General features: G+C 68.0%; 17 protein-coding genes, 1 tRNA gene and 1 pseudogene. 8 read left to right on the top strand and 11 right to left on the bottom strand.

The window, feature by feature from the left end; translation table 11 throughout:
- The first annotated feature begins 64 nt into the window (after positions 1 to 64).
- From ABZX92_RS00295 to ABZX92_RS00285, 3 genes are all read left to right on the top strand, one after another.
- Positions 65 to 889 carry a DUF3105 domain-containing protein gene (locus ABZX92_RS00295; RefSeq protein ID WP_355551621.1) on the top strand — a complete coding sequence of 275 codons (825 nt, stop codon included), beginning with the start codon at positions 65 to 67 and terminating at the stop codon, positions 887 to 889.
- Positions 889 to 1,584: a DUF305 domain-containing protein gene (locus tag ABZX92_RS00290; protein WP_355551618.1), complete on the top strand. Its 696-nt coding sequence runs from the start codon at positions 889 to 891 to the stop codon at positions 1,582 to 1,584. Before ABZX92_RS00295 ends, ABZX92_RS00290 begins: the two co-directional genes overlap by 1 nt.
- A gap of 137 nt (positions 1,585 to 1,721) precedes the next feature.
- On the top strand, positions 1,722 to 3,596 hold the full coding sequence (locus tag ABZX92_RS00285) for an acyl-CoA dehydrogenase family protein (RefSeq protein WP_355551615.1): 1,875 nt from the start codon (positions 1,722 to 1,724) through the stop codon (positions 3,594 to 3,596).
- Positions 3,597 to 3,815: 219 nt separating this feature from the next.
- Here ABZX92_RS00285 and ABZX92_RS00280 read toward each other — a convergent pair whose 3' ends face one another.
- A complete protein-coding gene (locus ABZX92_RS00280; protein ID WP_355551613.1) occupies positions 3,816 to 4,985 on the bottom strand; it encodes an ROK family protein in 1,170 nt (389 codons plus the stop codon).
- 146 nt (positions 4,986 to 5,131) lie between these two features.
- On the opposite strand from ABZX92_RS00280, the gene ABZX92_RS00275 reads away from it, so the two are divergent.
- Positions 5,132 to 9,364: a GH92 family glycosyl hydrolase gene (locus ABZX92_RS00275; protein ID WP_355551610.1), complete on the top strand. Its 4,233-nt coding sequence runs from the start codon at positions 5,132 to 5,134 to the stop codon at positions 9,362 to 9,364.
- A 47-nt stretch (positions 9,365 to 9,411) separates the two neighbouring features.
- Here the strand turns inward: ABZX92_RS00275 and ABZX92_RS00270 are convergent, their stop codons facing one another.
- On the bottom strand, positions 9,412 to 10,086 hold the full coding sequence (locus ABZX92_RS00270) for a hemerythrin domain-containing protein (protein WP_355551607.1): 675 nt from the start codon (positions 10,084 to 10,086) through the stop codon (positions 9,412 to 9,414).
- A gap of 381 nt (positions 10,087 to 10,467) precedes the next feature.
- Entirely contained in the window at positions 10,468 to 11,376 is a 909-nt protein-coding gene (locus ABZX92_RS00265) for a cation diffusion facilitator family transporter (protein WP_355551605.1), read from the bottom strand.
- 149 nt (positions 11,377 to 11,525) lie between these two features.
- Here ABZX92_RS00265 and ABZX92_RS00260 point away from each other — a divergent pair.
- Positions 11,526 to 11,600: transfer RNA gene (locus tag ABZX92_RS00260), tRNA-Arg, on the top strand.
- Positions 11,601 to 11,738: 138 nt separating this feature from the next.
- Here the strand turns inward: ABZX92_RS00260 and ABZX92_RS00255 are convergent.
- Together ABZX92_RS00255 and ABZX92_RS00250 are read right to left on the bottom strand one after the other, a co-directional pair.
- A complete protein-coding gene (locus tag ABZX92_RS00255; protein WP_355551602.1) occupies positions 11,739 to 12,122 on the bottom strand; it encodes an HPF/RaiA family ribosome-associated protein in 384 nt (127 codons plus the stop codon).
- Between the two features lie 50 nt (positions 12,123 to 12,172).
- Positions 12,173 to 13,312: a N(5)-(carboxyethyl)ornithine synthase gene (locus ABZX92_RS00250; RefSeq protein WP_355551599.1), complete on the bottom strand. Its 1,140-nt coding sequence runs from the start codon at positions 13,310 to 13,312 to the stop codon at positions 12,173 to 12,175.
- A gap of 416 nt (positions 13,313 to 13,728) precedes the next feature.
- On the opposite strand from ABZX92_RS00250, the pseudogene ABZX92_RS00245 reads away from it, so the two are divergent.
- Positions 13,729 to 13,852, top strand: a pseudogene (locus ABZX92_RS00245) (acyl-CoA desaturase); the annotation flags it as partial.
- A gap of 256 nt (positions 13,853 to 14,108) precedes the next feature.
- Positions 14,109 to 14,492, top strand: a complete 384-nt coding sequence (locus ABZX92_RS00240) for an HPF/RaiA family ribosome-associated protein (protein WP_355551597.1) — start codon at positions 14,109 to 14,111, stop codon at positions 14,490 to 14,492.
- A 696-nt stretch (positions 14,493 to 15,188) separates the two neighbouring features.
- On the opposite strand, the gene ABZX92_RS00235 is transcribed toward ABZX92_RS00240, so the two are convergent.
- The 6 genes from ABZX92_RS00235 to ABZX92_RS00210 form a co-directional block, all read right to left on the bottom strand.
- Positions 15,189 to 15,767 (bottom strand): GNAT family N-acetyltransferase, encoded by a 579-nt coding sequence (locus ABZX92_RS00235; protein ID WP_355551594.1) that lies wholly within the window; start codon positions 15,765 to 15,767, stop codon positions 15,189 to 15,191.
- Complete coding sequence (locus tag ABZX92_RS00230; protein WP_355551591.1) at positions 15,764 to 15,928, bottom strand: RGCVC family protein; 165 nt, start codon at positions 15,926 to 15,928, stop codon at positions 15,764 to 15,766. The genes ABZX92_RS00235 and ABZX92_RS00230 overlap by 4 nt, the downstream gene beginning before the upstream one ends.
- Positions 15,929 to 16,276: 348 nt before the next feature.
- Positions 16,277 to 17,119 carry a transglutaminase family protein gene (locus ABZX92_RS00225; protein WP_355551588.1) on the bottom strand — a complete coding sequence of 281 codons (843 nt, stop codon included), beginning with the start codon at positions 17,117 to 17,119 and terminating at the stop codon, positions 16,277 to 16,279.
- 23 nt (positions 17,120 to 17,142) lie between these two features.
- Positions 17,143 to 17,298 (bottom strand): DUF6307 family protein, encoded by a 156-nt coding sequence (locus ABZX92_RS00220; RefSeq protein ID WP_355551585.1) that lies wholly within the window; start codon positions 17,296 to 17,298, stop codon positions 17,143 to 17,145.
- The gene (locus ABZX92_RS00215) at positions 17,295 to 17,828 is read right to left on the bottom strand and encodes a DUF5994 family protein (RefSeq protein ID WP_355551582.1); all 534 of its coding nucleotides are present in this window, start codon (positions 17,826 to 17,828) and stop codon (positions 17,295 to 17,297) included. The genes ABZX92_RS00220 and ABZX92_RS00215 overlap by 4 nt, the downstream gene beginning before the upstream one ends.
- Positions 17,829 to 18,030: 202 nt before the next feature.
- Positions 18,031 to 18,444 carry a DUF6292 family protein gene (locus ABZX92_RS00210; RefSeq protein WP_355551580.1) on the bottom strand — a complete coding sequence of 138 codons (414 nt, stop codon included), beginning with the start codon at positions 18,442 to 18,444 and terminating at the stop codon, positions 18,031 to 18,033.
- Between the two features lie 542 nt (positions 18,445 to 18,986).
- Between ABZX92_RS00210 and ABZX92_RS00205 the strand changes: the two genes are divergently transcribed.
- Positions 18,987 to 22,049 (top strand): BTAD domain-containing putative transcriptional regulator, encoded by a 3,063-nt coding sequence (locus ABZX92_RS00205; RefSeq protein WP_355551577.1) that lies wholly within the window; start codon positions 18,987 to 18,989, stop codon positions 22,047 to 22,049.
- Positions 22,050 to 22,112 lie beyond the last annotated feature (63 nt).

The following is a 22,112-nucleotide window of genomic DNA, read 5'->3' as shown; positions in this document are numbered from 1 at the left end:
CAGTGATCAGACACGGTGTCCCTACACTGGCGGCCGGTTGACCAGGACGACATCTGAGGCGGACATGGTAAGCGGCAAGAAGACGAAGGCCACACGCAGCAGCGTGGCGGCCGCCCGTTCCTCCGTGGTGGCGAGCAAGCCGAAGCCGTGGGGCACGATCATCGCGGTGATCGCTGTTCTCGGCCTGGCCGGTGGCGTGTTCGGCTACGCGTACTCGCAGATCCACGCGAACAACGTCAAAGAGGCCGCCCTGGCCAAGTGGAAGCCCTCGGACACGAACAAGGACCCGTCGCAGCAGCTCGCGGGCATCGTGACCAAGGAGTACAAGGGCTCGAAGCACGTCGACGCCACCCAGCGCGTCGCCTACGACCAGTCCCCGCCCTTCGGCGGCCCGCACGACTCGCAGTGGGCCGACTGCACCGGTGTCGTCTACGACAAGGCCGTGCGCACCGAGAACATGGTCCACGGCCTCGAGCACGGCGCCGTCTGGATCGCCTACAACCCGGACCAGGTCAAGGACGACGCACTCGCGAAGCTCAAGACCAAGGTCGAGGGCATCCCGTACATGATGCTGTCGCCGTACCCCGGCCTCGACAAGCCGATCTCCCTTCAGTCCTGGGGCCACCAGCTGAAGGTCGAGAAGGCCGACGACGAGCGCGTCGACCAGTTCGTCTCCTCGCTGCTGCGCAACCCGAACACGTACCCCGAGGTCGGCGCCTCCTGCGAGAACACCCAGTTCCTCTCGAACCCGGCTCCGTTCGTGGCTGACAAGCCCGGCGCCGACGCGGTCCCGATGGACGGTGGCAAGGACGAGTCGAAGACCGAGGCCCAGCAGCCGCCGATGAGCACGCCGCCGTCGGACTCCAGCTCCACCCCGCCGTCCAGCTGATGCCGGTCGACACCGAAGACGCCGAGGTGTCCGAGCGCCCTTCCGGAGCAGCTCGGACCCTCGTCATCGGCGCCGCCGTCCTGGCGATCCTCCTGCTGGGCGCGGCGGTCGGCCTGCTCGTGAAGCTCCCCGGCTCCACCTCGTCCGCGGTCCCGGCCTCCGGCTCCGTGGACGTGGGCTTCTGCCAGGACATGTCCCAGCACCACCTGCAGGGCATCCAGATGGCCAACATCGCCCGAGACCGCTCCACCGACTCGGAAGTCCGCCAGCTCGCGTTCGACATCTCCTCCACGCAACTGGAGCAGGTCGGCCGCATGAAGGGCTGGCTGATGATGTGGAACGAGCACGAGCAGAACATCTCCGGCGTCTACATGGCCTGGATGAACGACTCGGGCGTCCACGGCCACGGCGCCACCACGCCCGAAGCGGGCAAGCCGCTGATGCCGGGCATGGCCACGACCGACGAGCTCACCAAGCTGCGCACCATGCCGGCGGGCCGTGACTTCGACGTCTACTTCCTGCAGATGATGCTCCGCCACCACCTGGGCGGCGCACCGATGGCCGAGTACGCCTCGACCCACGCGTCCCAGCCGTTCGTCCGCTCGCTCGCGGACAACATGCTGCAGTCGCAGTCGAACGAAACCGAACTGATGAAGGACTACCTGGCAAAGCGCGGAGCCGCCCCGCTACCGTAGCCGGTACGACCTCGATGAAGGGCTCTTTCCTCCACCTCACGTGGATGAAGGAGCCCTTCATCGTTTTCACCCCCCAAGCCGGTGGACATCCGCCTACCGCTGAGTAACGTGGGTCACACCCCTACTCGGAGGTAACCATGACCGTCGACGAGCGCGCGGCCAGGCAGGTCGCCGAACAAGCACGGGAAACCCGCTGGCAGCGACCGAGCTTCGGCAAGGAGCTCTTCCTCGGTCACTTCCGCATCGACCTGATCCACCCGCATCCGAGTGGCACCGCGGAAGACCGCGCCCGAGGCGATGCCTTCCTGGAAAAGCTCCGCAAGTTCACCGAATCCCACATCGACAACACGGTGATCGAACGCGACGCCCAAATCCCGGACGAAGTCCTCAAGGGCCTCAAAGACCTCGGCGCCTTCGGCATGAAGATCAAGCCGGAGTACGGCGGCATAGGCCTTACCCAGGTCTACTACAACAAGGCCCTGATGCTCGTGGGCAGCGCCAGCCCCGCCATCGGCGCAATGCTGAGTGCGCACCAGTCCATCGGCGTCCCTCAGCCGATCGCCATGTTCGGCAGCTCGGAGCAGAAGCAGGAGTTCCTCCCCAGGTGCGCCAAGGGCGAGATCACCGCCTTCCTGCTCACCGAACCGGACGTGGGCAGCGACCCGGCCCGCCTGGGCACCACAGCCGTCCAGGACGGCGACGACTACATCCTCAACGGCGTGAAACTCTGGACCACCAACGGCGTGGTGGCCGACCTCCTCGTGGTCATGGCCCAGGTCCCGGACCGGGGCATCACCGCGTTCGTGGTCGAAGCAGACGCCGAGGGCATCACCGTCGAGAACCGCAATGCCTTCATGGGCCTGCGGGGCCTGGAAAACGGCGTGACCAGGTTCCACAACGTCCGAGTCCCCGAGAAGAACGTGATCGGCAAGGAAGGCGCCGGCCTCAAGATCGCCCTGGCCACCCTGAACACGGGCCGCCTCAGCCTCCCCGCCCTCTGCGCGGGCAGTGCCAAGTGGTGCCTCAAGATCGCCCGCGAATGGTCCGCCGAACGCATCCAGTGGGGCCTCCCGGTGGGCAAGCACGAGGCCATCGCAGGCAAGATCGCCTACATCGCCGCCACCGCGTACGCACTCGAAGCCGTCCTGGACCTCAGCTCCGAACTCGCGGACGCCGGCAAGCACGACATCCGGATCGAAGCCGCCCTGGCCAAGCTCTACGCGTCCGAAAAAGCCTGGCTGGTGGCCGACGAACTGGTCCAGATCCGCGGCGGCCGGGGCTACGAGACCGCGGAAAGCCAGGCAGCGCGCGGAGAACGCGGCATCGCGGCCGAGCAGGTCCTCCGGGACCTCCGCATCAACCGCATCTTCGAAGGCTCTACGGAGATCATGCACCTGCTGATCGCCCGCGAAGCCGTGGACGCGCACCTGTCCGTGGCCGGCGACATCATCGACCCGGACGCGGACCGCCAGGCCAAGATGAAGGCGGCGGCGAAAGCAGGCGGCTTCTACGCCAAGTGGCTCCCCACCCTCGTGGTCGGCAAGGGCCAGACCCCGGCCGGCTACACCGAGTTCGGCCCGCTCGCCAAGCACCTCAGGTTCGTCGAACGCTCCGCCCGCAAGCTCGCCCGCCAGACCTTCTACGCCATGTCCCGCTGGCAGGGGAAGATGGAGCGCAAGCAGCGGTTCCTCAGCCGGATCGTCGACATCGGCGCGGAACTGTTCGCGATCAGCGCCACCTGCGTGCGCGCGCAGCAGGATCAGAACCCGAACGCGCAGATGCTCGCCGACGCGTTCGCCAAGCAGGCGCGGATCCGGGTCGACGAGCTGTTCGACAAGTTGTGGCGGAACACCGACGACAGCGACGTGGTGCTGTCCAAGCAGGTCCTGGACGGCAACTACACGTGGCTGGAGGAGGGCGTGATCGACGCGTCCATCCCCGGCAGCTGGATCGCGGACTCGACGCACCGCGAGTCGACGGCGACGAACGTGCACCGGCCGACACCGCGCTGACCGTTACTGCACTGGGCAGGCTGATGGTGTGCGGGCGCGGCACCTGCCCAGTGCACGGCCGGTAGGGGGCTACGTCCCCCGCATCCCCCTACCGACTCCCCTTGCAACGGAAGGACACAACACCCTCCAGGTGGAGGTTCCGGTAACGCTAAGCCACAGAACGCCGTTAACAGTTACGACAATTGAGTGAACTACCAGGTGAGGGTCGCTCGACTACTCTCAGAGAGTAACTTCGAAGACCAATTCACGGGCGGCTTCGAGGCCCATCGCGATGGCTCCGGAGAGCACCGCGCCGTCGCCCAGCGAGCCCGCGACGATCCTGGGCGCCAGCGGCGTCATCGTGCGCAACGCGGCTTCCATCGGCGGCAGCAGCAAGTCGACGTTCGACCCGACGCCACCACCCAGCACGACCAGCTCCGGGTCGATCACGGCGGTCACGGCGGCGACGAGGAACGCCAGCCGTTCCGCCTCCGCCCGCACGACTTCGAGAGCCTGCGCATCTCCCGAGCGTGCCGACGAGAACACCTCAAGTGCCGTACGCGCGGCAAGTCCGCGTTCACGAGCGTGCTCCACCACCGCCCCGGCCGCGGCAGCCTCCTCGAACTGTCCACGTTGGACGTCCGAAGCGGACTTCCCGAACGGCAGGAACCCGACCTCGCCAGCCGCCCCGTGCGCACCGCGGAACAGCGCACCGTCCACGCAGATCCCCATGCCGACACCGGTACCGACGGTCACGCACACGAAGACGCGGACATCCTTGGCCGCCCCGTAGACGTGCTCGCCCAACGCGGCGAGGTTCGCATCGTTCTCCACGACGACAGCGGGCCCCAGCGACGACTCCAGCCCGTCGAGCACACCGGCGGACTCCCAGCCGGGCAGGTTGGGCGCGTGCCGCACGACCCGCGAGCGTTGATCGATCACGCCGGGACTGCCGATCACCTTCACCACGACGTCCGACAGCGCGATCCCCGCATCGGCCACCGTCCGCGACGCCAGCTCCGTCACCGTGCGCACCAAAGAAGACGCCGACCGGCTGCGGTTGCGCTCGTCCACGCGCGCCACCACGGACCCGCCCAGATCGGCCACAGCGGCTCTGATCCGCTCCCGCCCGATGTCGACGCCCAGCACGTACCCCGCGAGCGGATTCGGCTCGTAGACGACGGCAGAGCGACCAGGACCAGCTGTGGTGCGACCGATGGGGCGGACCAGCCCGTGGCGTTCGAGATCGACCAGCGCCTGGCCGACGGTCGGTTTGGACAGGCCGGTGTCCTTCGCGATCTGCGGCCTGGTGGCGGCACCCAGACGGCGCAACCGGTCCAGCACCGCGCGCTGGTTGAGCACGCGCATGCCCGCTGGTGTACCCACCTCTGGCGGCTTGCGGTCGGTCACCGGCCGAGTCTAGATCTTGAACGGTGGTCCCTGCGCGCAACTGTTGAGAGGACAGTTTCGGAGACAATTCCCGTCCGGTCCCTTGACAACGATGTCACGTGCAGAAACGCTCCCTCCCAAATGGGGCAGGCGGCGGAAGGGTTGCAATGAGGCACCTGCGCAAGAGACGAACAACAACTCTGTTGAGCGTTGCGATCACTGCGACACTGGCGTGCGGCGTCACCAACGGCTACGCGGCCGCCGCACCAGAGGAGCAAGGCGTGGGCTTTTCGTCGTCCTTTGAGGACGGTCAACCGCAACCGTCCTGGGTCAGCACGGTCGAGACCGACGCGGCGGGGCAGCCGAAGTCGGCGGGCGTGATCGGCTCCAGCGGCACGGGCACCCCCGGCAACGTCGCCGACAAGGCCGCGGTGAAGGCCAACGGCGAGAACGACAGCTCCGGCGAGGGCGTCGACAAGATCAACGACCTCAACGTCAACACCAAGTGGCTGGTCTTCGCCACCACCGGCTGGGTGACGTTCGACTTCGGTGCCGAGCCTCGGACGATCAAGAAGTACACGATCTCGTCGGCCAACGACGAGCCGGAGCGCGACCCGAAGGACTGGACGCTCCAGGGCTCGAACAACGGCACCGACTGGACCGTCCTCGACACGCGCACGGGTGAGAGCTTCTCCGAGCGCTTCCAGACCAAGGCCTACGACATCGCCTCGCCGGCCTCGTTCCAGCACTACAAGGTCGACATCACGGCGAACCACGGTACCGACATCGTGCAGGTCTCCGAGATCGAGCTCTCCGACGGTTCGACGACCCCGGTCGCCCCGAACATGCGCAGTCTCGTCGGCAGCGGACCCACGGGCGGCTACACGTCCAAGTCGAAGGTCGGCTGGACCGGGCAGAAGGCGTTCCGCGCCCAGGGCAAGCACACGACCGAGGGCCGCGCCTACAGCTACAACAAGGTCTTCGACGTCGACGTCAAGGTCGAGCCGCAGACCGAGCTGTCGTACATGATCTTCCCGGACTGGGTGAACGACAACCTGAACTACCCGAGCACGTACTCCGCGGTGGACCTCGCGTTCTCCGACGGCACGTACCTGAGCGACCTCAAGGCGGTGGACCAGCACGGCGCCGTGCTGTCGCCGCAGGGCCAGGGCGCGGGCAAGTTCCTGTACGCCAACCAGTGGAACAAGGTCGCCTCCACGATCGGCGCGGTCGCCGCGGGCAAGACGATCAAGCGGATCCTGGTCGCCTACGACGGTCCGAAGGGCCCGACGGAGTTCGGTGCCTGGTACGACGACATCCGCATCGGCGACGTCGTGAAGAAGCAGTACGCCAGGCCTTCCGACTACGTGCTGACCACGCGCGGCACGAACTCGAACGGCTCTTTCTCCCGGGGCAACAACTTCCCGGCGACCGCGGTGCCGCACGGCTTCAACTTCTGGACCCCGATGACCAACGCGGGTTCGCAGAGCTGGCTGTACGAGTACCAGCAGCGCAACAACGCGCAGAACCTGCCGACGCTGCAGGCGTTCACCGCGTCCCACGAGCCCAGCCCGTGGATGGGTGACCGCCAGACGTTCCAGGTCATGCCGTCGGACAAGGCACCGACGCAGGACCGCGCGGCGCGCTCGCTGGCGTTCAGCCACAACAACGAGGTCGCGAAGGCGCACTACTACGGCGTGACCTTCGAGAACGGCATGAAGGCCGAGATCGCGCCGACGGACCACGCGGCGATGTTCCGGTTCACGTTCGCCGACACCGGTGAGAAGAACCTGGTCTTCGACAACGTGAACAACCTCGGCGGCCTGACCCTCGACGCCGCTTCCGGTGTCGTGACGGGTTACACGGACGTCAAGAGCGGCCTGTCCACTGGCGCCACGCGACTGTTCGTCTACGGCAAGGTCGACAAGGCCGTGACGGCGAGCGGTCGTTTGACCGGCGCCGGTCGTGACAACGTGGGCGGCTACTTCTCGTTCGCGGACAAGACGGTCCAGCTCAAGATCGCGACGTCGTTGATCTCGGTGGACCAGGCTCAGGCGAACCTCGGCCAGGAGATCTCCGCTTCCGACTCGTTCGACGCGGTGCGCGACCGTGCGCAGGCCGCATGGGACAAGGTGCTCGGCATCCTGTCCGTGGAGGGTGCGTCGGAGGAGCAGCTGATCACGCTGTACTCCAACATGTACCGGCTCTACCTGTACCCGAACTCGGGCTACGAGAAGGTCGGCGACAAGATCCAGTACGCCTCGCCGGTGGCGCCCGCGACCGGTCAGAACACGCCGACCCGCACCGGTGCGAAGATCGTCGACGGCAAGATCTACGTCAACAACGGCTTCTGGGACACCTACCGCACGACGTGGCCCGCGTACTCGTTGTTCACGCCGTCGCAGGCCGGTGAGATGGCCGACGGCTTCGTCCAGCAGTACAAGGACGGTGGCTGGATCTCGCGCTGGTCGTCCCCGGGTTACGCGGACCTGATGACCGGTACGAGCTCCGACGTGGCGTTCGCGGACGCGTACCTCAAGGGCGTGTCGAACTTCGACATCAAGGCCGCCTACGAGGCCGCGATCAAGAACGCGTCCGTCGTGCCGCCGAGCAACAACGTCGGCCGCAAGGGCATGGACCGCTCGATCTTCCTCGGCTACACCGGCAACGACCAGATGGACTCCGAGGCCTGGTCGTGGGCGATCGAGGGTTACGTCAACGACTTCGGCATCGCGTCGATGGCGAAGGCGCTGCACGAGAAGACGGGCGAGAAGCGGTACGCCGAGGAGTACGAGTACTTCCTCAACCGCGCCCAGAACTACGTGCTGACGTTCGACCAGCGGATCGGCTTCTTCCAGAACCGCAACGTCGACGGTTCGTGGCGGGTCGAGGACCCGGCGAAGTACAACCCGCAGGAATGGCGCTACGACTACACCGAGACGAACGGCTGGAACATGGCGTTCACGGTGCCGCACGACGGGCAGGGTCTCGCGAACCTGTACGGCGGGCGGGACAAGCTCGCCCAGAAGCTCGACTCGTTCTTCTCCATCCCCGAGACCACCAAGTTCCCCGGTGGCTACGGCGGCGTGATCCACGAGATGGTCGAGGCGCGGGACGTGCGGATGGGCCAGTACGGCCACTCCAACCAGCCGTCGCACCACATCGCGTACATGTACAACTACGCGGGCAAGCCGTCCGGCACGCAGGAGAAGGTGCGGGAGATCCTGTCGCGCCTCTACGTCGGCTCGGAGCAGGGCCAGGGCTACGCGGGTGACGAGGACAACGGCGAGATGTCGGCCTGGTTCCTGTTCTCCTCGCTCGGCTTCTACCCGCTGCAGATGGGCAAGCCGGCCTACGCGATCGGTTCGCCGCTGTTCACCAAGGCGACGGTTTCCCTGGAGAACGGCAAGAAGCTCGTCATCAACGCGCCGAAGAACAGCGCGAAGAACATCTACGTGCAGGGCGTGAAGGTCAACGGCAAGGCGTGGACGAAGACCTCGCTGCCGCACGACCTGCTCGCGGCCGGTGCGACGATCGACTTCGACATGGGCCCGACGCCTTCCGCGTGGGGCACGGGCGCCAACGACGCACCGGACTCGATCACCACCGGTGACGCGGTTCCGACGCCACTGCGCGACGTTTCCACCGGAGTTTCCACTGCGGCGTTGGTGGACAACAACTCCGCGACCTCCGCGGTGGTGCGCTCGTTCGACTTCAAGCCGGCCGACGCGAAGGAGAGCGCGTCGTTCTACACGCTGACCAACGCGAAGACCGGCAAGTCGCCCTCGTCGTGGGAGCTCAAGGCCTCCTACGACGGCAAGACCTGGGCGACGGTCGACAAGCGTGCCGGCGAGAACTTCCAGTGGCAGCAGTACACCCGGTCGTTCAAGATCGCGTCGCCGGGTCGCTACAACTTCTACAAGCTGGAGTTCTCGGAGGACGTCGCGCTGGCGGAGTTCGAGCTGATGTCGAAGCCGCTGCCCAAGCCCACGACCACGGTGACCGGCACGGTCAACGGCGGCCTGACGGTCAAGGGCGTGACCTATGTGGACGGTGCCACGATCAACGGTCCGGTGACCGTGCAGAAGGGCGCCACGCTGTACGTCTTCGGCGGCGAGATCAAGGGCCCGATCTCGGCCTCGGACGCGGCTTCCGTGGTGCTCGTGGGCACCAAGGTGGGCGGTCCGGTGTCGGTCAACGGTTCCGCTACCGAGGTGGCAATCGAGAACACCTCGGTCGGCGGCCCGGTGTCGCTGACGTCGAACAAGACCAGGTCGGTGGTCGCGTTCTCGACCGTCGGTGGTCCGTTGTCCTGCACCAGCAACAACCCGGAGCCCACGAACAACGGCTTCGCGAACGATGTGAAGGGCCCGAAGGCCGGGCAGTGCACCGGCCTGTAGGCGGTAGGTGAGGCGAGGCCGCGTTCCGTTCTGGGACGCGGCCTTTCTCATGCTCGGCGCGCTTTCTCCCGCCGGTGGACGCCGGCGCCGACGAGCTGGTAGAGCAGCCGGACCGGAGCGGGCAGGATCTTGAGGAACCCTTCGCGCTCCTGCGGCGTGGCGTCCTGGAGGATCATCCCGATGGTGTCGAAACCCTTGGCGCCCTTGGGCATGCTGCTCGCTCCGTTGCGGCCGAGGGCGTCCCACTCGGCCTGCGTGATGTGGACCGAGACCAGCGGGAGGACGTGGTTCTCCTCCTCGGTCAGGTGCTCGGTCAACGGTCCGGACATGCCTTCGAGGACCGCGGCGAGCTCGTCGCGGGTGGCCGCGTCGGCGTTCCGCCGCCACTTCGGCAGCAACCGGCCGGCCCGTTCCAGCGCTTCGCCCACGACCTCGTGCTGCTGTTCCATGCGCTGCACGAGCTCGGTGTCCATGCCGCCCACGCGTTCGAGCAACTTGGGCCAGAGCATCTCGTCCTCGCCGACGTGATGGTGGTGCAACAGGCCGGCCATCATCTCGACGAACCCGGCGACGTACCGCGCCCGCTCACGATCCTGGTCAGCAACACCCCTGACCAGGGCGGGCATCTCGGCGAACTCGCGCTTGAACCACCTGTGGATCACCACCATCTCCCAGGTGTCCACGGTCTCCCCGGTGGTGCGGGGCTGTTTTGCGGCGTCCATGGCGGTGACGGTAAGTAGGCGACGCTCGTCCTGCCACGACAACGCCGATTCCGTTCCGTTTCCAGGGCCGTCCCTCTGCCTCACACACGGGGGCCGAAGGAACGAAAGTGCGCTGGTCTGTACCGCCTAGCCGATCTCGTTTGAGCCGGAAAGGCAGCGTTCCGTCACTGCGCGCGGACTTCGCCAATCACCTGAAAGGATCTATCCCTTTCAGACATACTCCGATGGGATCTTGGCAATTCATCAGCGGTGACCGGGGAGGCTGTTGTGGTGCCGTTCGAACGAGGCCGCGTCTGGGTGGCCGTGCCACAACCGCGAACGCCCGTTCCGTCACGCACCGGCGCGCCGTCCACTAAGGACGAGATGCGCGACCTGCCCGCCTCACCACGAAAGCTGCCGGCACCGCTGCGCTGACGAGCCGCCCTCGACCTGCAAGGTGGCGTGCTCGATGTGGTACTTGGTCGCCAGCAATGCCTGCGCCGCCTTGAGCACCCCCTCGTGGTCCGCCTCCTTCGTGGTCGCGAGGTGAGCACTGGCCACCTCCATGCCACTGGTGAGCGTCCACACGTGCAGGTCGTGCGCCTCCGCGACACCGGGAATCTGCGCCAGAGCCGTCTGCATCTCCGTGACGTCGAGCCGCTCGGGCGCGTGCTGGAACAGGATGTGCAGCGCGTTCTTGGCCAGCCCGTACGTCCGCGGCAGCACCCACACACCGATCAGCACACCCATGATCGGGTCCGCGTACTTCCACCCGGTCGTGATGGTGATCAGCGCCGAGATCAGCACGCCCACCGACCCGACGAGGTCCGCCAGCACCTCGAGGTACGCGCCCTTGACGTTGATGCTGTCCTTCGCGCCCTCCTTGAGGACGCTGAAGCTGACGAGGTTGGCCACGAGGCCGAGCGTCGCCGCGATGAGCACCGGCCAGCCCGGCACCTGCGGCGGCTCCTGGAACCTGCCGACGGCCTCGTAGATCACGTACCCGGCCACACCGAACAGCAGCACCGCGTTGGCGAGCGCCGCCAGCACCTCGGCCCGGTAGAACCCGAACGTCCGGTTCCGGCCGGCCTTGGCCCTGGCGGCCACGAGGATCGCGGCCAGCGCCATACCGACGCCCAGCACGTCCGTGAGCATGTGCGCGGCGTCCGAGATGAGCGCCAGGGACGAGGTCGCGAACCCCACGACGAACTCGACCACCATGAACACCGCGCCGATGCCGAACGCGACCCACAGCTTGCCGGCGTGCTGACCGCCGCCGGACGCCGTTCCATGCCCGTGTCCGTGACCCATGCCAGCAACATATAGCGACATGCGCATGAGTGCAATCGGGCCGTATTCCCTTCGGCGCCGAACGTGACGGACCCCACGCCCGCCCGGTTCGCGGGGGTAGGTGTCAAACCGGGTCGCGCCGATGCGCTAGGATCTTCCACGTAGCTACGGCCCCCGTAGCTCAGGGGATAGAGCACCGCCCTCCGGAGGCGGGTGCGCAGGTTCGAATCCTGCCGGGGGCACCACGAGACGCCCGAGATCTGTCTGCGGAAAGCGCGGACCGGATCTCGGGTGTTGTGTTTTCTGGGGCCGAGCCCGCAGACCCCCACGCCGGGGGCTTCGCACCTGGCCCCCCGTTGTGGGTCCAGGCTGAGTGCCTCGAACTAGTCGTGTTCGGGCAGGCTGGGCACCAGCTTCAGGCCTCGGTTGTCGCGTGGATCGGTGCGCGTGCTCGCCTCGTCGAGCCGCCGAATCAGCTCGTCGCGGACCTCGCCCAGTGCCGCTGGCAGATCGCGCTCCGAGGACGTGACGACGAAGTGCAGGCGAGGGCGGTGGTCGATCCAGCATTCCAGGGTGACTCGTGGCTCGACGCCCTGACGGTCCTTCAGGCTGATTTCCAGTTCGATCTGGTCGTTGCGGAATGAGCTCAACCGCGAACCGAGTTCGGCCAGGCATTCCGAGACCCAGCCGCGCTCGGAGGCGAGGAATCCGGTGGCGAGGTGCAGGTGCTGGGCGATGACCGCCGCGGTTGCCGAAGTGTCGGGCATGGCTTGCCAGTCCTCTGTGGAGTCTCGTGTTTTGCGGGTGATGGCTTGTCTCAGGCAACGCGCGGGTGCGGGTACTCCGGTGATCGGTGCTGGAACGAGAGGATGCGAGGGTTCAGGATCGTTCCTTCGCGGATTTCGATGGCTCGGCGGATGATCTCGCTGGTGTCCCAGGCTCCGGTGAGGACATCCCGCAGGTGCGGGAGCAGCGCTTCGCTGATCTCCCAGGTCGCGGAGTTCCACAGGTAGGACGGGCTGTGGTCCACACCGTAGTAGCGCACGTGGTCGCCCACCAGGAAGTCCGGCTGTGCGAACGAGGTGGGCCGCGCCCATTCGAAGCCCATGCCCGTGTCGCAGGAGACGTCGATGACCAGTGTTCCCGAGGCCAAAGTGGACAGATCGTCGTTGGCGAGGAACGTCAGCGGCGCGTCGGTGTCCTGCAGCACGCAGTTGACGATGACGTCGTGTTCGGCGAGGAATCCCGCCAGCGGCACGCGGCCGTCGGCGGTGAAGGCGTGGCCGCGCCGCGGATCGGCGCCGTCGTGGTCGAAGTGGACCATCCGCGCGGAGTGGATCGGCGAGCTGACGGCCGCGACGCCGCGATTGGTGAGGATGTCGACCTCGTGCACCCCGAGTGCGTTGAGAGCCGTCACGGCACCTCTTGCGGTTGCGCCGAAGCCGATCACGACGGCGCGCAGCCTCCGCCCGTAGTCGCCCGTTGAGCCGATCAGCTGCAGAGCGTGCAACACGGAGCAGTAGCCGGCGAGCTCGTTGTTCTTGTGGAAGACGTGCAGGCCGAACGAGCCGTCGGAGGTCCAGTGGTTCATCGCCTCGAAGGCGATGAGTGTCAGCCGCCGCTCAACGGCGAACTGGGTGAGCTTCTCGTCCTGAACGCAGTGCGGCCAGCCCCACAACACCTGTCCTTCCCGCAGCTCCGCGACGTCCTCGGCGAGCGGCTTCGGCAGCAGGATGACATCGCATTCCGCGATGAGCTCCTCGCGCGAGCGCAACCCGGCGACGGACGACGCGAGTTGTTCGTCGGAGACACCGAACCGCTCCCCGTAGCCGTGCTCGAGGTAGACGCGATCCCGAAGGTCCGCGTCGATCCGGGTCAGGTGCCGCGGGTGGAGGGGAAGCCGCAGCTCGTTCTCCTTGCGGGACCGTGCGATGACTCCAAGGCTGAGCTGATCCACGTGTGTCCTGATTCCTCGATGGCGGCGACCGCAGGGGAACACGCGAGCCGCGTGATATCCGGGCAAATGGTCCGCCGCGGAGCGCAAGGCCATTCCGGAAGAGTCGAGCGCCCGCCTCCAGGGGTATCGCTCCTGGCACCAGGCTACACCCAGCACCCGCACACACGATCGAGTTCTGGGCGGCCAGAAGAATATGACGAGTTTTTGGGCTCCGGTCAGCCGTGAACAGCGGGCAACCGACAATTCGGCGCTATTTCGCCCACTGCGGCGGCCGGCCCACGCCCTGCCGCGGCGCCGGTCACAGCGGGGGGTTCGTCACCACCGAGCCACGGGTGGCCGGCGGGTGCCGACGATCCGGCGCTCGTCGCCGCGATTCCGCTCGCGTGGGGCCGGTGCCTCGGCTGGTCGCCGACCACCAAGGCGACCCGCACTCCCCTGACTGTTCGGCATGTCGGCCACGCGCTGGTCAGAGGGTTCTGGCACGCCCACATGGGCTGGATGTTCCAACGGGAAATGACCAACGCCGCCCGCTTCGCCCCGACCTGCTCGCCGACCGGGTACGACGTGAGCTTGAACGCCCAGGTACGAGATGTTTCTCGCAAAATCGACACCACACCTCCCGAGACGTGATCGATCGAAATTACGGCGGATTTTGCCCAGCCAACAGATGACACGAAAGTGAGCCAGAAAAAGTTTGACCTCGACCGTGCCGGGGCTACCCTGAGGAAAACCGCCCGGACCCGCGGTCGCTTTGGCCTTCTGAGGAGATTTTGTTGAGCACCATGTGCGGTAAGGCATGAACGCAGTCCCGGCAGACGCCTCTGTGATCGCCCAGCGCCTGCACCTCGCCACCGGTTTCCACGCGTCCGAACGCGACTGGGTCGTGGAGCGCCTGGCAGCGCTCGGCTCGCGCCTGCGGTCGTACCGCGACGACCAGGTGGACCTGGAGATCACCCTCAAGAACCGCGAGGACGTCGGCCAGCGGGTCATCCTGCAGTGCTGGATCAGCAGCGCGCATCGCCTGCACCTGGTCGCCACCTCGTCGGAGCGGCGGTTGTCCTCGGCGCTCAACGAAGTCCGCGACGAGCTGATCCGTCAGGTGGACGAAGCCAAGACCCGCACCGAGCCGCGCAGCAACCGGTCGTTGCGGTCCATCCCACTGGCGCCCGAGATCGGCTAGCGACTTCGGCCACCGGCAAGGAGAGGTGGCGCCGGTGTCGGACCAACGAGTGGCACGGCCACCTTCAGCGACCTGTTGCGTCCTCGGGAGCACTTTCAGCGCCGCGCCGGTGCAACTCGGGCTCGTCGCGGTCGACGTGGTCTCGATGCGGTTGCGACGCGGTCATCGGCACTGCCTTCTCCGGAAGCTGGATCCGGCCCGTGCCCGAGCTGGTTGCTCAACGCACGCACGGACCTGACCTGACCAGCGGAACCGATCACAGACGAGCCCGTCGAACTGAGCTCGTCAGGCGCGGAGTACCCGGCTACCGGGCGCTCACACGTTCTTCTCGGCTTGTGCCCCGTCTGTGTCAGGCGCGCTCGTGGTGTTCTTCGGTCCGTCCGCCGGTTCGCGGAACAGGTCCGTGTACGAGCGCTGCTCGTCCGCGGGTGAGGAACCGGACGTCGCATCGGCGTGATCGGTATCCGAGTGACTGAACAGCCCGTCCCCCTCGAACTCGCTCGTCCCGTGCGCCCTGACGAGCGCATCTTGCTGTGAAACTGAATCATCGTGCATGGGTTTCGGCCTTCTTCACTTTCTGGGTTTGTCCAAGAACAAGTACGTCCACAATGGACTATGTGCAACCGGCGACCGGACGGTCGCGACAGGACGACCTCTGTCCCCAGTGACAGGCGCCGTGATCTGCCGCCGCGCCTGTCAGTCGCGGCCTGGTGGTCCGGCCGACGCGGGTGCGGCCGCGTCGAGATCCGCCACGCGAAGGCGGAACACCTGCAGGTCGAGGTCGAAGTACTTCCTGGTCTCACCGACCCAGTGCATGCCGTTGTTCCGCACGGTGGACGCGGCGCGTGTGTTGCCCGGCCGGACGACGGCGAACACCTCGTACACGTCATGGCCGAACGCCCACGCGGCGAGCGCGTGGGTCGCTTCGGTGGCGTAACCGTTGCCCCACGCATCAGGACGCAGCTGCCAGCCGATCTCCAGGTCCTCCTGGCCGGGCGGCAGCGGAAGCAGGACGGCGCCGCCGATCAACCGGCCGTCGGCGTTGCGCTCGATCGCCCAACGGCCGGCCGGGGCCGGAAGACGGGCACTTTCCGCGATCCACTGCTGCAGCAGCAACCTCATGGCCGCTTCGTCCGGGACCTGGTCCATCTCGGGGCTGAGCCAGCGGGTGACCTCGGCATGGCCGTAGACCTCCAGTGCGGCCGGTGCGTCCTCGACGCGCCAGAGGCGCAGCGTCAGCCGATTCGTGGTCAACACGTTCGTCGCGACGGTCATGGGCAGATGCATCCTCGCGTGAGCGCGGAAGCCGTGGTCGCGGTGCAGTACCGCATGCCGAGTGGGTCGTGCTCGTGCCACGGGTGAGGACACACCACGCAACTCGTATCGACGTCGACGGCGTCGGCGACGTCGATGGTGGCGGGTCGTGACTCGGGCATGCGGATACTCCGATGATCAGTGCTGGAACGAGAGAACAGGATTGTCAGCGCGTGCGCCTGGCCGGAGATCCGAGCACCGGCACGAGGATGGGCGGATCGGTCGACAACGGGCGCCAGCTCCCGGCGAAATAGGGATTCCGCGTCAGTCTTTCCCCTCGCGAAGCGGTGAAAGACGCAGTGGTGAACGACGCGGTGGTGCAGAGCTGCTCCGAGGTCATCTCGGCGCTCCCGCCTCCAGCCGAACCCGGCCGGGCTTCCTGATGCGCCCAAGGCGGCATCAGCTTGAGCGCTGTTGCACGACGTACCCTCGGTGAGCTCATCATACTCCGCCCCCGACACAACGCGCTCTCAGCGCCACGACGGGGCCAGATCCTCCTCCGCCTGCACGACCATCGACTCCAGCAGCGGGCCGCCGAACGTGGTGACCATGGCGACGTCGGCCGCGTCACGACCCCGCCCGATGACGACACGGCCCTTGCGGGGTTCGTTGTTGCGAGGATCGAAGGTCCACCAGCGGTCGCCCAGCCAGACTTCCATCCACGCCGCGAAGTCCATCGGCGCGTCGTCGGATGGCACGTCCAGATCCGGTAGATAGCCGAAGACGTATCGGGCGGGGATGTTGAGCGCACGGCACAACGAGATCGCCAGGTGCGTGAAATCCCTGCACACGCCGAAACCGGCCGCGTTGACATCGGCCGCGGTGGACAACGCGGTGGAGGTGCCGTAGCCGAAGCTCAGCGTTTCGTGGACGTGGCGGCAGATCTCCCGCACTCGGCCGTAGCCGGGCGGATGGGCGCCGAACCGCGACCACGCCTCGTCCCCAAGCACGTCGGACACGCAGTAGCGGCTGGGCAAGGTGTACACCAGCACATCGTCCGGAAGGCCGTCGGGAAGCGTCTCCGGCACGGTCTCGTCCACGTCCTCCGTCCTGTCCGGCACGTCCACCCACGCGCTGTAGCGCATTGTGGACAGACCAGCGGGCAGCACGACCCTGGTGTTCCGATTGCCGTACAGGTCGAGGTGGTGCCGCATGGGGACGTCCGGCTTCACGTCCAGGTGTTCCTGACTCAACCGGATGTCCGCGTTCCACAGCGGCCGCACGAGGAACACCGCGGGGGTGGGCACCTCGGCCCGGTAGGTGAACGCACAACCGACGCGGAGCAGCCGGGTGCCCCACGTCGGTTTTGCCACGCCAGTGCCGTAGTGGCGCGAGTTCAACGCACCCGCTCCGGGATGTGGTCCAGCGCGCGCAACACGCTCACGGCGAGATCCCGTGCGGCCTTGTCGTCGAGCTCGGGCCGGTCGGTCAGCACGTCCTCCACCATCTGGAGCCTGCGCTCATACGCGGATGTGTGAATGGATGTCGTCATCGAACTCCTTGAAACGTCTGTTCGGGTATGCAGTTGCTACCGGCCACCACACCGTCCACAGTGGATTTTCCCGCCAAGTCGCCGTGCAGCAGCACCTCGACGGTGTCGGCGTTCTCACGCTGGGCGGCGCGCATCATGCAGTGGTGGGCGGCGGACGGCTCGGTGTCCGGCGGAACGAGGAGCAGCGTCAGGCGGCGCCGGTCTCCGGCGACGACGTCCACGGTGCTCGGCGGTCTCGACCAGAACCCGTTGAGCCGCACCCGGACGCCGGCCACGGCGATCTGACGCGGTGCGCTGTCCCACTCCGTCAGGTTGTAGCTCACCCGCGGGATCTCACCCAGCCGAACCGCCAGCACCGCGAGCAGCGCGGGCAGTTCGGCGGCGAGGTCTCGGGAACGCGGCCACCAGGCACCGTCGACACACCCCGTGGTGAGCGCCTTCGGCCGCAACCGCAATCGCAGCGAATACCGAGGCTGCTCGTCGGCTGTGACAGCCGGTGAGGTGATGGATTGGTGAGGAGCCGACGTCATGCCGGGACTCCCGTCTCCGGCCCGAAAAGGACCGGTTCAGGTTTCGCCGAGTGCGACGTGAGCTTGAACGCTCAGGTGCGAGATGCTCTCGACAGAATCAACCCTACAGCGTTTCCGGCATGATCGACCCAAATGTGGCTCTTATTCTTGGGAATCCAAGATCCGCCATTTGCCGCGGTCCGCGGGCGAGGGCGGCGCGGTCTCAGGGCGCGTAACGGTCCATGCACTCGGCGAGGTCAGACCACCCCATGAGCTGACCACCCGCCGCTGACGGCCGCCGGGCACCAAGACACGTCATGGATTCGGTGACGAGACCCGCCACCGCCTCCGGCGCCTGCACGATGTCGCCCGACAGGCGGGCGAGCACGATCAGCGGCTCGGCCGGATCGGTCTCGATCGACACCGCCCACCCCTGCGTCGCGCTCCAGACGAGCATGACATCGCGATCCGGATGAGCGACCGTGCGGCATCCGAGCGCGATGTAGGCCGTGGCGGTGTCGGTGACCTCGAAGCTGACGCCGTCCCGCGGCACGTTCAGAACCTCGGCGACCTTCAACACATAACGCTCGAGAGCACCGGCCAGCAGGTACGTGCCCTCCGACGTGGCGGCTGCCATGCTGACTCCGCCTTCTTCCTTCAGATCGCCGCGGAGCCGCGACCTGGTGCACGCAGACCCGGAGATGACAAAGCGAGTGGACAGGCCGATCGACGACCCTGAGCCGTCACTGCAACCGATGCGAACCGGGGCAGGGGCTGACCTGACGGCCACCCGAGCCTACCCCGGCCGGTCCACCGTGGACGAACAGCACGCTGACCACGTGCCGGAAGTCCCGCGGGTCGAGCCGGAACGTTTTCACCTGTCCGATCGAGTGAGATCCGGTGCTCAACCACCAAACGCCCCTTGTCGCTGATCATCTCCGCCGCCCTGGTGATCTCAGGTCGTTGTGGGAGAAGCGGTCCGGCCGATCGGGGCGCGCTCGTGATGGCTGATCAGTTGTTCTGGTTGGCTGCACTGACCCAACGCGTCCACGATCCACCGAGTTCGCCATATCCTGCGTGAAACAGCAGGTCGATCGGTGCGGGAGCCGACCACGACGCCGGCTCCGGCGGATCTGTTGGCAGGCATGCTTTCTTCGTGCGGACCTGAGGTGGACGTTGATGCGGTTCGGGGTGCTGGGCCCGGTGGAGGCCCGGCTGCCTGACGGTGGCCCGGTGGCGGTCGGCGGTCCACAGGTGCGGTCGTTGCTGGCGATGTTGCTGATGGACGCCGGCCGGACGGTGAGCGTGGGACGGCTCGTCGAGGGTTTGTACGGCGCGGATCCGCCCGCTGACGCGACACACGCGTTGCAGTCCCAGATCTCCCGCCTCCGGCGTGGCCTGCGCGGAGGTGCGCTGGTCGAGTTCGGCCCGGCCGGCTATCGGCTCGCGGTGAGTCCGGACTCGGTCGACGCACACCGGTTCGCCCGGCTCACCGGTCAGGGACGGGAGGCGTTGGCCGCCGGGGACCCGGCACGTGCCGCGGCGCTGCTGGGTGAGGCGTTGAGCCTGTGGCGGGGGCCGGCGCTGGCGGACGTGCTGGACGCGCCGTTCGCCGAGGTGGTGTCCGCCCGGCTGGCGGAGGAGCGGCTGGCGGGGGTGGAGGACCGGGCCGAGGCCGCGTTGGCGCTGGGCGAGCATCACGCGGTGGCGGCGGAGCTGTCGGAACTGGTGCGGGAGCATCCGTTGCGGGAGCGCGCACGGGCGTTGCTGATGCGTGCGCTGTACGCCGGTGGGCGGCAAGCCGAGGCGTTGGCGGTGTTCGACGACGCCCGGCGGATGCTGTCCGAGGAGCTGGGGGTGGACCCGTCGGCTGAACTGGCCGAGGCGCACCTGTCCATCCTGCGTGCGGACCCGGCCGCCGTCCCGGGAGTGCGGCGGACACCGGCTCAGCTCACCAGCTTCGTGGGCCGGCGGGACGAGCTCGACCGGCTGGGTCCCCTGGTGGCCCGGTCGCGGCTGGTCACGTTGACCGGTCCCGGCGGCACCGGCAAGACGAGGCTCGGGGTGGAGGCCGGCGCCCGGATGTCCGGGGAGGTGTGCTTCGTCGACCTGTCCCCGCTCACCGTGCCGGCGCAGGTGGCCCCGGCGGTGGCCGCGGCGCTCGGTCTGCCCGAGCCGGGCACGGGGGTGGAGAACAGGCTGGTCGCGGCGTTGGCGGACCGGCCGCTGCTGGTGATCCTGGACAACTGCGAGCACGTGATCGCGGGCGCGGCGGAGTTGGTGGACCGGCTGCTGGCGGCCTGTCCCGCCCTGCGGGTCCTGGCGACCAGCCGGGAGGCACTGGGCATCACCGGCGAGGTCGTGTTCGGAGTCGGGCAGCTGGCCGTGCCCGTGCCGGACGCCGGGCCGGCCGAGGCGCTGGCGTGCCCGGCGGTACGGCTGTTCGCCGACCGGGCCGCGGCCGTGCGGCTCGGGTTCACCGTGGACGCGGCCACGATCGGACCGGTGGCGCGGATCTGCGCCGCGCTCGACGGCCTGCCGCTGGCCATCGAGCTGGCGGCGGCCCGGTTGCGCTCGTTCACCCTCGAGGAGATCGACGCGCGGCTGACCGACCGGTTCCGGCTGCTGTCGCGGGGCGCGCGCACCGCGGCTCCCCGGCATCAGACGCTGTCGGCCGTGGTCGAGTGGAGCTGGGAGCTGCTGGATCCGGACGAGCAGGCGCTGGCCCGCCGGCTGACCGTGTTCGCGGGCGGCGCCACCCTGACGGACACCGAACAGGTCTGCGACCTGGACGACGTGCCGGACGCGCTGGCGGGCCTGGTGGACAAGTCGCTGGTGGAGGCCCACGACGGCCGGTACCGGATGCTGGAGACGGTGCGCCAGTTCTGCGCGCGGCGGCTGGCCGACGCGGGAGAACGCGACGATTTCCTGCGGGCGCACGCGGAGTGCTTCACCGCGCTGGCCGAGACCGCTGACGAACGGTTGCGCGGGCCGGACCAGCTCGACTGGCTGGCCCGGCTGGCCGCGGAGCGCAACAACCTGCACGCCGCGTTGCGCTGGGCGGTCGACGCCGCTCCGGCGCTGGCGTTCCGGCTGGTCGCCGCCCTGTCCTGGTTCTGGTGGCTGCACGGCCTGCGCGGCGAGGCGGCGCCGCTGGCCGCCCAGTTGCTGACCGCGCCGGACTCCGGAGAACCGGCGGCGGAGGAGTACGCGCTCTGCGTGGTGGCCGCCGCCGCGACCGGTGCGGACCTGGGCGAGCACCTGGATCGCGCCGCGGCCGCGATCGCCGCCTCTGATCGGCCGCTGCGGCGACCGCACGTCGTGTTCCTGCTGGCCATGGCAGGACGCAGAATTGACGTCGAACCCGCGCGGCAACACCGGCTCTTCGATGCCGATTCCTGGTCACGGGCGTTCCTGCGGATGGGCGACGGCCTGCTCTTGTTGCACGGCGGGCGGATTCCGGCCGCCGAGGCGGAACTCACCGCCGCGCTGGACGGTTTCCGGTCCGCCGGCGACCGCTGGGGAACGGCCAACGCGCTGGACAAGCTCGCCGGAATCGCCGACTGGGCTGGGAAACGGGCGCGCGCGGCGGAACTGATGGACGAGGCCATCACCTTCATCGAGCAACTGGGGCGCACGGAGGACACCGCGGACCTGCTCACCCGCCGTGCGGACATCGTGGCCCAGGACGGCGACTTCGCGGTCGCGCGAGCCGGGTACGAACGCGCCCGGGAGTTCGCTCGTGCGGTCGGCGCACCGGACCTGCGCGCGGATGCGCTGCGCGGCCTGGCCGATCTCGCGCGGTGGTCCGGTGACCTGCCCGAGGCCCACAGGTCGTACGAGGCCGCGCTGGCAGCCTGCGGGGACGCCTCGATCACCGCGCAGCGGATCCGTGCGCGCGTCCTCACCGGACTGGGCTGGGCGGCCGGCACCGGTCAGGACGCGGCGCGCCATCACCGCGTCGCACTCGAGATGGCCCTGCGCGGCGGGAACCGGCCCGCGGCCGCGGGCGCCGTGGACGGCCTCGCCGGGGCCGCGCTGCTGACCGGAGCCGCGGACCGGGCCGCGACACTGCTCGGCGCCGCGGCATCGCTGCGCGGGGCCGAACTGGTCGCTGACCACGACGTCGCCGCGGTGGCAGCGGAAGCTGCCGGCCTGCTGGGGGCTGAACGGTACGGCGAGCTGTACCGCCGCGGCCGTGAGCTGACCGCGGAGGAGGCGCTCGCCCTGGCTGGTGAATGACGGCTGGTGAGTGACGGTGTGCGCGTGGTGTGCCGTCGGTGAGCGGGCCCGCCGACGCTATCG

Origin of the sequence: Lentzea sp. NPDC006480 (assembly GCF_040611995.1) — a bacterium.
Classification (GTDB): domain Bacteria; phylum Actinomycetota; class Actinomycetes; order Mycobacteriales; family Pseudonocardiaceae; genus Lentzea.
The sequence above is the reverse complement of the archived record's forward strand: the minus strand, read 5'-3'. Positions and strand labels throughout refer to the sequence as shown.